Origin of the sequence: Haliea sp. E1-2-M8 (assembly GCF_030649675.1) — a bacterium.
Lineage (GTDB): Bacteria > Pseudomonadota > Gammaproteobacteria > Pseudomonadales > Halieaceae > Haliea.
Window position 1 is genome coordinate 97,611 of the sequence record NZ_JAUTDR010000013.1, and the last position, 14,217, is coordinate 111,827.

Consider the following 14,217-nt stretch of genomic DNA (forward strand, 5'->3'; position numbering starts at 1 on the left):
TACCCCGGCCCGCACACCGCGCGCCGGGGTTTTTTTCGTTCAGGGCAGCTTGCTGATCCAGAGCGTCTGGTAGGGCTGCAGCAGTAGCTGCTGCTCGCGACTCGCGTAATGCTCATCGCCGATCAGGTCGCGCCAGCCAGCGTTGCCCACCAGGTTGATATCCAGCAGGTTCAGCGGTTGCGGTTGATCGGTGATATTGCTGATGCAGAAGCTGCTCTGCTTACCATCCATGCTCTGGCGCCAGAAGCCAAACAACGACACCCCCAGCTGCAGCGTGAACTGGGTTGCATTGGGGTGGAACGCCGGCTGTGCCGCCCGCAGGCGTAGCAGAGCCTGCAGCCGCGTCAGTACCTGGTGATGATCACTGGCAGGGTCGGCGAGCTCCGCCTCCAGCGCTGCCAGTGACCACTGGTGGCGATTGATACACCGGCTGTGGCCGCTGTGCTCTACCCGCTGGTAGTCATTGCGGGTGCCCAGCAGGCTGTGGATGTACAGGCCGGGAATTCCCTCGAGAGCAAACATGATGCTGTGGGCACAGACAAGCCTTTCCAGCCCCCAGGTGTCGGCGCCGCGAACGGTGCCCTGCAGCGCATCGTAAAGGGCAATGTTGACCTCGTAAGGACGCTTCTCGTCACCCTCCAGCGCACGCCAGGACACCCGCCCGCCAAATGTCTCAAGGATAGTGATCAGTGTCGATAACTCCTCGTCGCTGAGTTCCACAGAAAAGCAATGGCATCGAGGCGGAAGAGCCGCACGCCCCGGTCCAGGTACAGACGCAGGATGGCGACGAACTGCAGCAGCACCTCCGGATTGCGGAAATCGAGATCGACCGGGTCGTGGCTGAAGGTGCACCAGACGTAGCGCGTGCCCCGCGCCGTTTCCACCTCCCGCAGCAGGGGCGAGGTACGGGGGCGCACGACCGCCGACAGGTCGGTGTCGGGGGCAACGGTGAAAAAATAGTCGCGCCCGGGAGCCTCGCACTGTCGCCTATGGCCAGGTCACGCACATCCCGTGCCGGATTTTGCCGCTGGTAGCAGTCGCGCAACCAGCGCAGTGCAGTTCCTTTGTCGCAGCCCCCCGCCACGCTGAGAAAGCGCCCCCCCCTGGAGCACAGTGGCGCCGGCCCCGGCCAGCCAACGCTGCCGGGGCGGCGCGAACTCGCGGACCCAGCCATCGTCTTCGCGCCGGCAGTCGGGTGGTGTCTGCCCAAAGCTCCCGCGGGGGATGAACACCGCGGCGCCGTTTTCAACGATGAACGGATCCCGATTGTCCAACCGGGCACGCAGAGGTTCGATCTCGGCGCGGGTCTTGCTGCTGCAGAAGATCAGCGGTATCTCGCGCTCGCGCAGGGCCTCCAGCCCGGGCAGGGCCGCCCGAAAGCTGTAGTCGCGGTGGTCCAGCAGCGATCCGTCCAGGTCGCTGAACACCAGCAACAAGCGGCTCACGCCGGCACTTCCGGGCCGTGCCAGCTGCGGATCACCCGGTCGCGGTCCAGCTCCCAGACCAGGCCCATCGACGGCGGCAGGGTGGCCAGGCAGTGCCGCGTCAGGCGCTCGTAGTGCTGGACGAAGCGGGCCAGGGCGGGCGCGTCCATCACCCGGGTGCCGGCCGCGTGGCCCAGCCCCGCAGCCAGTTTGTGTTCCTGCTCGCTGCGCCAGCGCAGGACCTCGTCAAAGGACGGCGCCCGCAGCATCAGCCAGATAGCCACCCGCTGGTGCAGCCGGGCATAGTCGCCCGCCAGGCAAGCGTTGGCGTAGCGGCGCCAGCGGCCGGCGCTGTCCTCCTCTCGCTCGAGCGTGTTGCAGGGCTCGGTGAGGGCCGCCTCCGGCTGGGGCGACGCGCCCAGGCACCAGCCTTCCAGCAGGATCACATCCAGCGGCGGCTGCACTCGCGGCCAGTGCGTGCACGGCAGGCGATCGTCACGGGCCTTGTCGAAGCGCGGCACCGGCACCGGCAAGGTGCCGGCCGCGGCACCCAGTGCCTCAAGCGTCCGCAGTAACAGGGGAATATCGTGGGTTCCGGGCACGCCCCGGGTAAGCAGCAGGGGGTGTACCTCAGAGGCCAAATGCTGGCGCGCCGTGCGGGTCAGGTAGACGTCGTCGATGGACAGGGACAGGGCGCGCAGGCCGGCTTCGTGCTCCAGCCACTGGCAAAAATAGTCGCTGAGGGTGGTTTTGCCCGAACCCTGCGCACCATTAATGCCCACCACCAGAGGGCGGCTTGCACCGGAGCAGTGCGCGGCCAGCTGCGCAGCGACGGGGTCGAACCAGCGCTCGGCCTGGTCAAGATAGTCCACCGACAGCCCCCGCTGGTCGGTAAACCGTGCTTGCCAGCCCGCAAGTGGGCAATCCTTCCCCATCAGTTCCCTCTTCTGGCTACCCGCCTGTTTACAGTGTACTAGCAGGTGGCGTGCCAGCCTTCACCCGATGCTCTACAGATGCTGGGCGGGCGGGGGACAATCCCGGGAACGAACGCCGCCTACAGCAGCAGGCGACGGATATCCCCGAGCAGAGCAACCAGCTGGGTGCAGAAGCGGCCGGCGTCGCCGCCGTTGATCACCCGGTGGTCATAGGACAGGGCCAGCGGCAGCAGGGTGCGGGGCTGAAAGGCCTGCCCGTCCCAGACCGGCTTGACGCTGGCCCGGGACACGCCGAGGATCCCCACTTCCGGGGTGTTGACGATGGGCGAGAAGCCGTTGCCGCCGATACCGCCGAGACTGGAAATGGTGAAACAGCCACCCTGCATGTCTGCCGGCTTGAGCTTGCGCTCGCGGGCTTTCTCCGCCATTTCCAGCACTTCCTCGGCGAGTTGCCAGAGGGTCTTCCGGTCCACGTCGCGGATCACCGGCACCATCAGGCCCGCCGGGGTATCCACCGCCATGCCGATATGAATATAGCGCTTGTAGACCAGGTTCTCGCCGTCCGCTGACAGGGAGGCGCTGAACTTGGGGTTGTCGCGCAGGGCGATGGCACAGGCCTTGAGCAGGAAAGGCATGGGCGTGAGCTTGGTGTTGCGCTGTTCCGCCTCGGCCTTGAGCCCCTTGCGGAAGTCCTCCAGCTCGGTGATGTCGGCATCGTCAAACTGGGTGACATGGGGCACGTTGAGCCAGCTGCGGTGCATGTTCGCCGCGGTGAGTTTATCCAGCTTGGTGCGGGGCACCTCCTCGATGTCGCCAAACGCACTGAAATCCACTTCCGGCACCGCGGGGATTCCCGAACCCGAGGTCACCGCGGCCGACTTGCCGCTCAATGCACGCTGCACAAAGCTCTGCACATCTTCCTTGAGCACCCGCTCACGGGGGCCGCTGCCGGTTACCTTGCTGAGCTCCACCCCCAGCTCCCGGGCCATCTTGCGCACTGCCGGACCCGCGTAAACCAGCTGATCGTCCGCCGCTGCCCGGGGCTGAGTCGCCTCCGCGGGGGTCACCCGGTCCGTTGCCGAGCGCCTGGCGGGCTGTTCAGCTGCCGCCTGCCCGTCGCTCTCGTCCGACGTGGCCGGCGTGGAGTCTTTCTCTGCTTCGGGCTCGCTGCCGCCGTCGCCCGCGGCCGCGGACTCCAGCACCACCAGAGGATCGCCCTGGCGCACCGCACTACCTTCCTTGACCAGCCACTTCAGCACCGTGCCGGCGTGGGTGGAGGGCACCTCCATGGATGCCTTGTCGGACTCCAGCACCACCAGCGAGTCGCCCTCGGCAACCTCATCGCCCACCTTGACGCTGAGTTCGATGAGGTCCACGTCATCCTCGGTGCCGATATCCGGCACGGTGATGGTGATTTCCTCGACAGCGCTGCCTTTCGCATCCGCGGAGGCGCTGTCATCCTCACTTGCTTCATCAGAGGCCGGCGCTTGCTCCTTCTCTTTGTCGGCGGCGGGCGCAGCGGCGGGCTTGGCTGGCTCTTTCGGTTCCTTCTTCGGTTCTTTCTTCGGTTCCTTCTTCGGTTCTTCCGCCTCCTCTGGTTGCTCGGTCTCCCCGGCCTCTTTGTCCGCCGTCTCCACCATCAGGATCGGGGCTCCCTCGGCCAGCTCATCGCCAACCTTGACCAATACCTCCAGCACCTTGCCGGTCACGTCCGAGGGAATCTCCATCGACGCCTTGTCCGACTCGAGCACGAGCAGGCCCTGCTCCAGTTCGATCTCGTCGCCAACCGCCACCAGCAACTCGATCACTTCCGCGCCCTCGGCGCCGCCAATATCCGGTACCGTTACCTGTTTCTTAGCCATGCGCTTCGTATCCTGTACCGTTATACCGTCAGCGGGTCGATCTTGTCGGGGGAAATTCCGAGAGCCTGCATCGCGTCGACTACCACAGCAGGTTTCACTGCGCCCTCATCGGCCAGCGCCCTGAGCGCAGCCAGCACCACATACTCGCGGCTCACCTCAAAGAAGCGGCGCAGCCGCTCGCGGGTGTCACTGCGGCCGTAGCCGTCGGTGCCAAGTACCATGAACGGGCGCGGGATAAACTGGCGCAGCTGCTCGGCATGGGCCTTCATGTAATCCGTGGCTACCACCACAGGGCCATCGTGACCCTCGAGCTGAGCAGTCAGCCAGGCTGCCCGGGGCTTTTCCCCCGGATGCAACAGGTTCCAGCGCGCCGCCGCCTTGCCCTCTCGCTGCAGCTCGTTGATGCTGGTCAGGCTCCAGATATCCGCGGCCACGCCGTAGTCCTGCTCCAGCATTGCGGCCGCGGCCTCGACTTCCCGCAGGATCGTGCCCGCGCCCATCAGCTGGACCCGCGGCCCTTTCTTGCGGCTGGAGCGTTTCAGCTGGTACATGCCCCGGACGATGCCTTCTTCCACCCCCTGCGGCATCTCCGGCTGCACGTAGTTCTCGTTCATGGTGGTGATGTAATAGAACTTGTTCTCACCCTCCAGATACATGCGCCGCAGGCCATCCTGGATGATCACCGCCAGCTCATAGGCGTAGGCCGGGTCGTAGCTGACGCAATTGGGAATAGTGCTGGCCAGCAGGTGGCTGTGGCCATCCTGGTGTTGCAGGCCCTCGCCGTTCAGGGTGGTGCGGCCGGCGGTGGCGCCGATCAGGAAACCGCGCGCCTGGCTGTCACCGGCCGCCCAGGCCAGGTCGCCAATGCGCTGGAAGCCGAACATGGAGTAGAAGATGTAGAACGGCACCATGGAATAGCCACTGGTGCTGTAGGAGGTCGCCGCGGCGAGCCAGGCCGAGAAGGCGCCGGCCTCGTTGATGCCTTCCTCCAGTATCTGGCCCTTCTGGTCCTCCTTGTAGAACATGATCTGGCCCGCATCCTGAGGCGTGTAGCGCTGACCCACGGAGGAGTAGATTCCGAGCTGGCGGAACATGCCTTCCATGCCGAAGGTGCGCGCCTCATCCGGCACGATGGGCACCACGCGCTCACCGATCTGCTTGTCCTTGACCAGGGTGGACAGCATGCGCACGAAGGCCATGGTGGTCGAGATTTCCCGCTTGCCGCTGCCCTTGAGCTGATTGTCGAAGGCCGCCAGTGACGGTGCCTCCAGCAGCTCCATGTCCCTGCGCCGGGCCGGGATTAGACCGCCCAGCTCCTCCCGGCGCTGCGTCATATAGCGCATCTCCGGGCTGTCCGGTGCCGGACGATAATAGGGCACGTCTTTCAGCTCGGAGTCCGAGATGGGAATGGCAAAGCGGTCGCGGAAGGCCTTGAGGCTGTCCAGATCGAGTTTTTTCAGCGAATGGGTCTCGTTGTTCGCCTCCCCCGCCTCGCCGGTCCCGTAGCCCTTCACCGTCATCGCCAGGATCACCGTGGGTCGCTCGTGCTGGGCTACCGCCTGGGCGTAGGCCGCGTACACCTTGTAGGGGTCGTGGCCACCGCGGTTCAGGTACATGATGTCATCGTCGGACAGGTCGCTGACCAGATCCAGCAGCTCCGGGTACTTGCCGAAGAAATGCTCGCGGGTATAGGCGCCGCCGTTGTACTTGTAGTTCTGCAGCTCGCCATCACAGACCTCGTCCATGCGCTGCTGCAGCAGGCCGGTGTCGTCTCTCTCCAGCAGCGGGTCCCACTTGCGACCCCAGATGACCTTGAGCACGTCCCAGCCGGCACCGCGGAATACACCCTCGAGTTCCTGGATAATCTTGCCGTTGCCACGCACCGGCCCATCCAGCCGCTGCAGATTGCAGTTGACCACGAAGATCAGGTTGCCCAGGCGCTCGCGCCCGGCCATGGAGATCGCCCCCAGGGATTCGGGCTCATCCGTTTCGCCGTCCCCGAGGAAACACCAGACATTGCGATCGCCATGCTCCAGCAAGCCGCGGCTCTGCTGGTACTTCATGACGTGGGCCTGGTAGATGGCCTGGATCGGCCCCAGCCCCATGGACACCGTCGGGAACTGCCAGTAGTCGGGCATCAGCCAGGGGTGCGGGTAGGAGGAGAGGCCGTTGCCGTCCACTTCGCGGCGGAAATTGTCCAGCTGCTCTTCGCTCAGGCGCCCCTCCAGGTAGGAGCGGGCATACATGCCCGGCGCGCTGTGACCCTGATAGAACACCAGGTCCCCCGGGTGTTCGCCGTCCGTGCCGCGGAAGAAGTAGTTGAAGCCAACATCGTACAAGGTCGCGCTGGAGGAGAAGCTGGAAATGTGGCCACCCAACGCCTCGTCGTTGTCGTTGGCGCGCATGACCATGGCCAGCGCGTTCCAGCGCACCAGCGAGCGGATCCGCCGCTCCATGAACAGGTCCCCGGGCATCATTTTCTGGTCTTCGGGAGCGATGGTGTTGCGGAACGGCGTGGTAATGGCGGTGGGCAGTCGCACGCCGGTCTCCGTGGCGTGCTTGGCGAGCTCAAGCAGCAGCTCCGCGGCGCGCTCGGGGCCGCTGTATTTGCTCACCGCATCGAGTGCTTCCATCCACTCCCGGGTTTCAATCGGGTCCTTGTCTTCGGTCATGCGGCAATCGCTCCTGACGAGAGGTTTAAGCTGGGAGGGGGGTCGATTGATAGTCCCAAAATGAAACCTATTAGCGGTGCCCCCGCTGCCGACAGTATAGACTCTGCCTCGGGTTCCCACCCGCAAAGGGCGGCTTCGACGCTATCGGCAGAAGCAAGGTACACGAAGAAAAGCCGCGTGACAAATAGATAGTTCCTTTATGGAACCGACTAGTCATCACGCGGCTCGAACCAGACCCCGGCGCAACCCCTAATCGACCGTGTAGAATTCCTGGCGGGCCTTGAGCGCGGCCGCGGATTCCACTGCCGCGCCATAGCCCTGCGGCAGAGCCTGTGCGTTGCCCGGCGCTACCACCAGCAGCGAGCGGCGCTGCGCGCGGAACACGTCGCTGAAGTAGTCGCTCCAGTCTGCCAGCGTCAGGGCACTGACTGCATCCGCCAGTTGCTCGCGGCCGTCAAAGGCAAACTCCTTTTTGGCAATGGACTGCCAGTAGAACTCCGCCCGCTCCCACAGGTTCTTGTCGGGGCGCTGGATCTCAGCCACCAGCGAGTTGCGGTAGCGCAGGAACTGCTCCTCGTCCAGCGAACCCGCCACGCTGTCCATATAGCTGTCGATCGCACCGGTAACCTCGGGCGCCGAGGCATTGGGCGACTGGATCAACAGCACCAGGCCGGGCACGTCCAGTTGCGGCCAGGAGAATGCGCTGACCACGTAGCCCAGCTGTTGCTCGGTGCGCAACTGTTGGAAAAAGCCGGTCTTGATGATGTGCGCGGTCAAGGTGGTTGCCCCTCGATCGTGCCAGCTGCGGCCGCGGCCCTGCAGGTACCAGCCCACAACAGCGTCATCGTGATCCACTTCAACCGGATATTGCAGGTGTTCGCCCGGGGCGACCCGGGTCACCCGCAGGGGTGGCAGGGGCGGCGGCTCGCTGCCCGCCAACAGTTCCCCGACTCGGTCCGCCAATTGCGGGACAATAGTGGCATCGTAGTTGCCGTAGAGCATGGTCTCTGCCGTCGCCTCGGCCCAGAAAGCCTCTACCCAGCCGCTCAACTCGCCCGGCGTCATCGCCTGCAGCGCCTCGATCAGCGCCTGCTCGCCCCACTCGCCGTGCAGCAGCGCCTCGCGCAGGTCATCCATGACCTGGCTGCTGGGGCGCTTCGCCACGCTGTTCTCCAGACTGCGAACCATGTCCGCGCGGATATTGTCGAAGCGCTGCTCACCGAACGACGATGCCTCCACCACATCCAGCAACCGGTCCAGCAATAGCAGCTGCTTGTCATCGTAGCCGCTGACCCGCAGGCTGATCCCCTGGGCATGCTTGTAGACATCGAAATTGAGCCCCGCCAGCACTGCCGGGTAGGTGAACTCATTGACGGCATCCTTCAACAGCGCGGTGTAAAGCACCCCCGCGGCGGCCTGCGCCGCACTCTCCCCCACCTCGGGCGAACGAAAATTGATGTACAGCGCGCCACGCGGCACCCGGAATTCCGTATCCTGTGCGAACCAGACCGACTGTCGGGTAGCAGTCAGCACTTTGGTCGGCGCGTTGGCAACCGGGTCTGGCAACACCAGAGTCACGTCTTCGGCAATGAACGTGTTGGGGGGTGGCAGGGCGAGACCGACATCCTCCACCGGCGCGGTCCAGCGCTGCAGCTGCTCGGCAGACACGGTTTCGGCGCTGTAGGGCACAGCGTAGAAAGGCGACTCGCGGTCGACCTCCGCCGACTGGTGGCTGAGGGTCACCAGGGCATTGTCGGGCACCAGCAGCGACAGCAGTTCCGCCAGCATCCCGGGATCGTAGTCCGTCATCAGGCTCCCGCCCCGAAGAATGTCCTGCGGTGCGTAATGGTGCATGCCACTGGCCAGGGCGCTGGCATAGTTGACCGGGTTGGCTTTCTCGCGGAACCGGAACTGCAGCTCCGCCAGCTGCGACTGTTCCTCGTAGAGCCATTGCTGGGGCCCCTCCTGCCGCAGCATGTCCAGATAGGCGAACAGCAGTTGCAGCACGCGGTCCTGCCGCGCCACCCCTTCCTCAGTCAGGCCAATGCTGACGCTGAACAGGGCGCCGCCACGCCAGCCGAGGCCGGAGCCGGCGCCCAGGCTCTCCGCCAGCCCCTCCTCCTTGAGCCGGGCCAGCAGGCTACCTGCACCCTCGTGGCCGACCAGATTGCCCAGGTAGCCGAGCGGATTGCTGCGGTAGGCACTGCGATAGTCGGGCACCGGAAACGAGATTTCCAGCTGGCGCAGGGTCGCCTGGGGCTGCACCTGTACCTGCATCGGCAGGGCGTCAGGGGCGAACAGGGGCGCGGCAATCTCCTCAGTCACTTTGTCGCGATCCGGTACGGGCGCGAACCTGGGCACCACCATCGCTTCCAGCTCGTCCAGGGACTCGGCCCCAAACACCACCAGCCGCATCTTGTTGGCGGAGTAGTGCTGCTCATAGAACCGGAGCAAATCGTCGCGGATCCTCGCTTCGGGCCGGTCCGCCAGGGTTTCCAGGCTACCGACAGTGAACTGGCTGAAGGGGTGCTCGGGGTTCATTACTGTCTGCAGCACGTCCAGGCCGCGGCGCGGGTCGCTGCGCAGACCCATCTGGAACTCGGCCTCCACTGCGTTCATCTCGCGCTCAACGTAGGCTTCGTCAAAGCGCGGCGCGATAAAGAAACGGGCGAACCGGTCCAGCGCGTCCTCAAGGTACGGAGCCTGGATATCAAAGAAGTAATTGGTGTTCTCGAAGCTGGTATAGGCGTTGTGGCTGCCACCGTGCTCGGCGATGTACTGCTGGTAGTCCCCCGCTTCCGGATATTTGTCGGTGCCGAGGAACAACATGTGTTCGAGAAAGTGTGCCAGCCCTTCGCGGCCGGGCGGGTTGTCGCCGCTGCCGACCAGGACATCCAGCGCGGCGGCGGCCTTGGGCGCCTCGGGGTCAGATATCAGCAGCACCTGCAACTCGTTGTCGAGCGTCAGGTAGCGGTAGGCATAATCGTCGTTCGGGCTTTGCACCGGCTGGATGCCGGCACCGGGCAGGGTGGCACAGGCCACCAGAAACAGCAGCACAAAGCTGCCGACCAGCGGTCGCATCCACTGGCCGAAAAATGTTGCTTGCATGCCTTACTCCAGAATCGTGTTGTCGCCGGCCCCTTCCACAGGTTTGGGCCAGGCATTGATAACCGCCTTGATCAGGGTGGCGAGCGGGATCGCAAAAAACACCCCCCACAAACCCCAGATGCCGCCGAAAAACAGCACCGCCAGGATAATCGCTACCGGGTGCAGGTTCACTGCCTCGGAAAACAATAGCGGGACCAGAAAATTCCCGTCCAGTGCCTGGATCACGAAATAGACAAGCGCGAGGTAATAAAATTCACTGACGAAGCCCCACTGGAAATACCCCACCAGCAGCACCGGAAACGTAACCAGCGCCGCGCCCAGGTACGGAATAATCACCGACAGCCCCACCAACAGGGCCAGCAGGGCCGCATAGTTCAGCTCCAGGAGAACGAAACTCACATAGCTGACCGAGCCCACTATCAGGATTTCCAGCACCTTGCCGCGGGCGTAGTTCGCGACCTGAACATCCATCTCCGCCCAGATACGCCGCAGCAGGGGACGCTCGGTGGGCAGGAAAGTACCCAGCCAGGCCAGGATCACCTGCCGGTCCTTGAGGAAGAAAAATACCAGAATCGGGATCAGGATCATGTAGACAAGGACGGTGAGAATACTGGGAATGGTCGACAGCGAGCGGGCCACCAGTTTCTGGCCCATGCCGCCCATTTCCGCCTGGGCGAGGGTGACCATCTGGTTGATCTGCTGCTGGCTGAAGACCTCCGGGTAGCGCGCGGGCAGCACTGCCAGCAATTGCCGGCCCTGCTCCAGCATCCGCGGCGCTTCTGTCGCCAGGGACACGAGCTGACGCCATACCAGCGGCAGCAGCCCCAGGGTCACGCCGAAGAAAATGCTGATAAACAGGATATAGGCAACCGCTACCCCCACCCAGGGCGGCAGACCGGAGGCTTGCAAGCGGCCCGCGAGGCCCTGCATCAGATAGGCCAACACAATGGACGCCAGTATCGGCGCGAGAATATCGCCGATCGTCACCAGCAGCAGCACCGCGACAACCAGTAGCACCAGCAACAGTACCGACTCTTCCTCGAAGAGGTAGCGCCTGTACCATTTGTTGAAGATATCCAGCATGAATTCTATTCCGGACCGTTACGACTTCTGCAACAGGTGAATGTACACACCCGCGCGCTCTTCCGATGCCAGCAGAGTATGCCCTGACTGTTCCGCAAACACCCGGAAATCCCGCACCGAGCCCTGGTCGGTTGCCAATACCCGCAGACACTCTCCGGACTGCATCCGGTTCAGGGCCCGCTTGGCATGCAACAAGGGCATGGGGCATTGCAGGCCGCAGGCATCCACCTCCACTGCCACTTCCGCTGTCATCCGCCTGTGTCCCCCTGCCTTTGAGGCGCCCGAGTATATCCATTCACCGCCGGCACCCCAAACAGGATTGAACTTTTCCACTCCGCCGCCATCCCATTCACAGCGTCAATGCTGGGCTGATCACCGGGCGCTGGCGTACAATGTGCACATCTGCCGGCTTGCGCCGGCACCAATCCGCGGTGAACTCTCCTGGCATGACCTTTCATTTCCCCAAGCGCGCCCGGCTGCCCGTCACCAGACCGGCACCCCTGCTGGCACTCCTGCTGGCGTTGCTGCTACCGAGCGGAGACCTGCGCGCGACCGAAGGCTTGAAGCTGCCAAATCTCGGCGAGTCCAGCACCAGCCTGTTCTCGGCGGAGTACGAATACCAGCTTGGCCGCACCTGGTTGCGTATTTTCCGCAACCAGGCGCCGACTGTCGATGATCCGCTGCTGTTCGACTACCTGGAAGACCTGGTTTACCGTCTGGTCACCCACAGCCAGTTGGAAGACCGCCGTATCGATCTGGTCGTCGTGGACAGCCCCGACATCAATGCCTTTGCCGTGCCGGGCGGGGTGGTCGGGGTCCACAACGGGCTGCTGGTCTACGCCCAGACGGAAGACGAGCTGGCCACGGTACTGGCCCATGAACTCGCCCACCTGAGCCAGCGCCACTTCTCGCGCCGGGTGGAATTCCAGCGCAATCAGCAACCCCTGAATCTGGCCGCCATGCTGGCCGGCTTTGTGCTGCTGGCCACCGCCGGCGGTGACGCGGGAATGGCGGCGCTGTCCGCTGCCCAGGCCGCTGCCCAGGACTCCGCCCTGCGCTACAGCCGCAGCAACGAGGCAGAGGCCGACCGGGTCGGGATGCAGACCGTGGTAGCGGCCGGGCTGGACCCCCATGCCGCGGCTTCCATGTTCGAACGGATGATGCAGGCCTCGCGCTATGCCAGCGGCAGTCGTATCCCCGAATTCCTGCGCACCCACCCGCTTTCCGAGAACCGCATCGCCGATACCCGCAACCGGGCCCGCCAGTACTCGCGGCCACCCCTGCGTGACGACACCCAATACCAGCTCATGCGCGCCCGCGTGATCAATCACTTGGCCACGACCCCAGAGGAGGCGATCCAGAAGTTTCGCGGCGAACTGGACGGCACCACCCGCTCGCGGGAGGCGTCCACTTACGGCCTGGTACTTGCCCTCACCGACGCCGGTCGCGTTGATCAGGCCGCGCTGGAGCTGGACAGCATTTGGTCACAGAGCCCGGACCGGCTGGAGTACAAGCTGGCCAATGCGAACATCCTGATGACCCGGGGCGAGCCAGACAAAGCTGCGGCGGCACTCGCTGCGGAGCTCAAACTGACCCCGGGCAACCACCCGCTGACCATGGCCTATGCCACCGCGCTGATGCAGGGCCGCAAACCCCATCTGGCGGAGGAAGTACTGGTCGATCAGAGCAAGAATCGGCCCGATGATCCCGGCCTGTGGTACCTGCTGGCCGAGGTACAGGGCCTGTCCGGGAATATTGTCGGACTGCACCAATCGCGCGCCGAATACTTCATCCTCACCGGCAACATGGGGGAAGCGGAGCGGCAGCTCAACTACGCCATGAAACTGGTGGGCAGCGACCACGTGGCCGCCGCACGGATCAACGAACGCTTGCGCGACGTCGCCACCTTGCGCGAGCGCATGGATATCTGATAAGGAGCGGCCGGCAAGGAAGGGCCGCCCAGGAGCGGCCGGCTACGCCCCCCGGCTGGGCGCCCCCGGCTGGGCGCCCCCGGCTGGGCGCCCCCGGGCTCGGCGCCCCCACTACGCGTTGCCGATCACGCCCTTGTTCAGGCTGGCGGCAAAATCCAGCATCCGTCGCAGCGGAATCATCGCCTGCTCACCGATTTCGCGGTCGACAAAAACCTCGTTGTCAGTGCGGTCAAATACCTGGGCCAGGGACTCCAGCTCGTTCATCGCCATCCACGGGCAGTTGGCACAGCTGCGGCAGGTCGCGCCATTGCCAGCCGTCGGGGCGATGATGAACTCCTTGTCCGGCGCCTGCTGCTGCAGCTTGTAAAAAATGCCCTGGTCGGTGGCGACGATAAAACGCTTGTTGGGCAGTTCCTGCGCGGCGCGAATGATCTGCGTGGTCGAACCCACCCGGTCCGCGATGTCCACCACCGCGGCCGGAGATTCCGGATGCACCAGTACTGCGGCGTCGGGGTAGACCTGCTTCAGATCCGCAATGCCCCGCGCCTTGAACTCCTCGTGAACGATACAGGCGCCATCCCACATCAGGATATCGGCGCCGGTCTGCCGACGCACATAGTCGCCGAGGTGCCGGTCCGGCGCCCAGATGATTTTCTTGCCCTGGGCCGCCAGATGCTCCGCCACGTCGAGGGCGATACTGGACGTCACCACCCAGTCCGCCCGCGCCTTCACCGCGGCGGAGGTGTTGGCGTAAACCACTACCTCGCGGTCCGGGTGCTCATCGCAAAAAGCCGAGAACTCCTCGATCGGGCAGCCCAGGTCCAGGGAACAGGTGGCCTCCAGGGTCGGCATCAGTACCCGCTTCCCCGGAGTCAGGATTTTGGCGGTTTCGCCCATGAACCGGACTCCCGCCACTACCAGTGTGGTCGCCGGGTGATCGCGGCCAAAGCGGGCCATCTCCAGGGAATCCGAAACACAGCCCCCGGTCTCCTCCGCCAGCGCCTGAATGCCAGGCGCAGTGTAGTAGTGCGCCACAATTACCGCATTTTCCGCCCTCAGGCGGGCGGCAATACGATCCTTGAGCTCCTGCTCCTGGGCCGGGCTCAGCTTGTGGTGTTCGGCGTTGTCGAGGTGGACCTGGACTTGTCGACGGATGGTTTCCAGTTTGTCGGAGGCAATGCTCATAGTGCGGCGATCAAGAA

Annotated in this window: 11 protein-coding genes; 1 reads left to right on the forward strand and 10 read right to left on the reverse strand. The window is 64.4% G+C overall.

Features of this window, described 5'->3' with window-relative positions; translation table 11 throughout:
• Positions 1 to 39 precede the first annotated feature (39 nt).
• The 9 genes from Q6D67_RS12675 to Q6D67_RS12715 form a co-directional block, all read right to left on the reverse strand.
• Positions 40 to 720, reverse strand: a complete 681-nt coding sequence (locus Q6D67_RS12675; protein WP_304705986.1) for a hypothetical protein — start codon at positions 718 to 720, stop codon at positions 40 to 42.
• Complete coding sequence (locus tag Q6D67_RS12680) at positions 687 to 917, reverse strand: hypothetical protein (RefSeq protein ID WP_304705987.1); 231 nt, start codon at positions 915 to 917, stop codon at positions 687 to 689. Before Q6D67_RS12680 ends, Q6D67_RS12675 begins: the two co-directional genes overlap by 34 nt.
• 81 nt (positions 918 to 998) lie before the next feature.
• Entirely contained in the window at positions 999 to 1,445 is a 447-nt protein-coding gene (locus tag Q6D67_RS12685; protein ID WP_304705988.1) for a mannosyl-3-phosphoglycerate phosphatase, read from the reverse strand.
• Positions 1,442 to 2,359 carry a hypothetical protein gene (locus Q6D67_RS12690; RefSeq protein WP_304705989.1) on the reverse strand — a complete coding sequence of 306 codons (918 nt, stop codon included), beginning with the start codon at positions 2,357 to 2,359 and terminating at the stop codon, positions 1,442 to 1,444. The genes Q6D67_RS12685 and Q6D67_RS12690 overlap by 4 nt, the downstream gene beginning before the upstream one ends.
• Before the next feature lie 119 nt (positions 2,360 to 2,478).
• On the reverse strand, positions 2,479 to 4,221 hold the full coding sequence (gene aceF / locus Q6D67_RS12695) for a dihydrolipoyllysine-residue acetyltransferase (RefSeq protein WP_304705990.1): 1,743 nt from the start codon (positions 4,219 to 4,221) through the stop codon (positions 2,479 to 2,481).
• Between the two features lie 20 nt (positions 4,222 to 4,241).
• On the reverse strand, positions 4,242 to 6,893 hold the full coding sequence (gene aceE, locus Q6D67_RS12700) for a pyruvate dehydrogenase (acetyl-transferring), homodimeric type (RefSeq protein WP_304705991.1): 2,652 nt from the start codon (positions 6,891 to 6,893) through the stop codon (positions 4,242 to 4,244).
• 249 nt (positions 6,894 to 7,142) lie between these two features.
• The gene (locus Q6D67_RS12705) at positions 7,143 to 10,001 is read right to left on the reverse strand and encodes an insulinase family protein (protein WP_304705992.1); all 2,859 of its coding nucleotides are present in this window, start codon (positions 9,999 to 10,001) and stop codon (positions 7,143 to 7,145) included.
• A gap of 3 nt (positions 10,002 to 10,004) precedes the next feature.
• The gene (locus Q6D67_RS12710; protein ID WP_304705993.1) at positions 10,005 to 11,084 is read right to left on the reverse strand and encodes an AI-2E family transporter; all 1,080 of its coding nucleotides are present in this window, start codon (positions 11,082 to 11,084) and stop codon (positions 10,005 to 10,007) included.
• A gap of 18 nt (positions 11,085 to 11,102) precedes the next feature.
• Complete coding sequence (locus Q6D67_RS12715) at positions 11,103 to 11,336, reverse strand: sulfurtransferase TusA family protein (RefSeq protein ID WP_304705994.1); 234 nt, start codon at positions 11,334 to 11,336, stop codon at positions 11,103 to 11,105.
• 194 nt (positions 11,337 to 11,530) lie between these two features.
• Between Q6D67_RS12715 and Q6D67_RS12720 the strand changes: the two genes are divergently transcribed.
• Complete coding sequence (locus tag Q6D67_RS12720) at positions 11,531 to 13,015, forward strand: M48 family metalloprotease (protein WP_304705995.1); 1,485 nt, start codon at positions 11,531 to 11,533, stop codon at positions 13,013 to 13,015.
• A 111-nt stretch (positions 13,016 to 13,126) separates the two neighbouring features.
• Here the strand turns inward: Q6D67_RS12720 and nadA are convergent, their stop codons facing one another.
• On the reverse strand, positions 13,127 to 14,200 hold the full coding sequence (nadA, locus tag Q6D67_RS12725; protein ID WP_304705996.1) for a quinolinate synthase NadA: 1,074 nt from the start codon (positions 14,198 to 14,200) through the stop codon (positions 13,127 to 13,129).
• Positions 14,201 to 14,217 lie beyond the last annotated feature (17 nt).

Bases quoted from the DNA above. Each gene is read 5' to 3' on its own strand.
- Q6D67_RS12705 (WP_304705992.1), bottom strand. From the start codon at position 10,001: ATGCAAGCAACATTTTTCGGCCAGTGGATGCGACCGCTGGTCGGCAGC.
- Q6D67_RS12720 (WP_304705995.1), top strand. From the start codon at position 11,531: ATGACCTTTCATTTCCCCAAGCGCGCCCGGCTGCCCGTCACCAGACCG.
- nadA (WP_304705996.1), bottom strand. From the start codon at position 14,200: ATGAGCATTGCCTCCGACAAACTGGAAACCATCCGTCGACAAGTCCAG.
- Q6D67_RS12710 (WP_304705993.1), bottom strand. From the start codon at position 11,084: ATGCTGGATATCTTCAACAAATGGTACAGGCGCTACCTCTTCGAGGAA.
- Q6D67_RS12690 (WP_304705989.1), bottom strand. From the start codon at position 2,359: ATGGGGAAGGATTGCCCACTTGCGGGCTGGCAAGCACGGTTTACCGAC.
- aceF (WP_304705990.1), bottom strand. From the start codon at position 4,221: ATGGCTAAGAAACAGGTAACGGTACCGGATATTGGCGGCGCCGAGGGC.
- Q6D67_RS12715 (WP_304705994.1), bottom strand. From the start codon at position 11,336: ATGACAGCGGAAGTGGCAGTGGAGGTGGATGCCTGCGGCCTGCAATGC.
- aceE (WP_304705991.1), bottom strand. From the start codon at position 6,893: ATGACCGAAGACAAGGACCCGATTGAAACCCGGGAGTGGATGGAAGCA.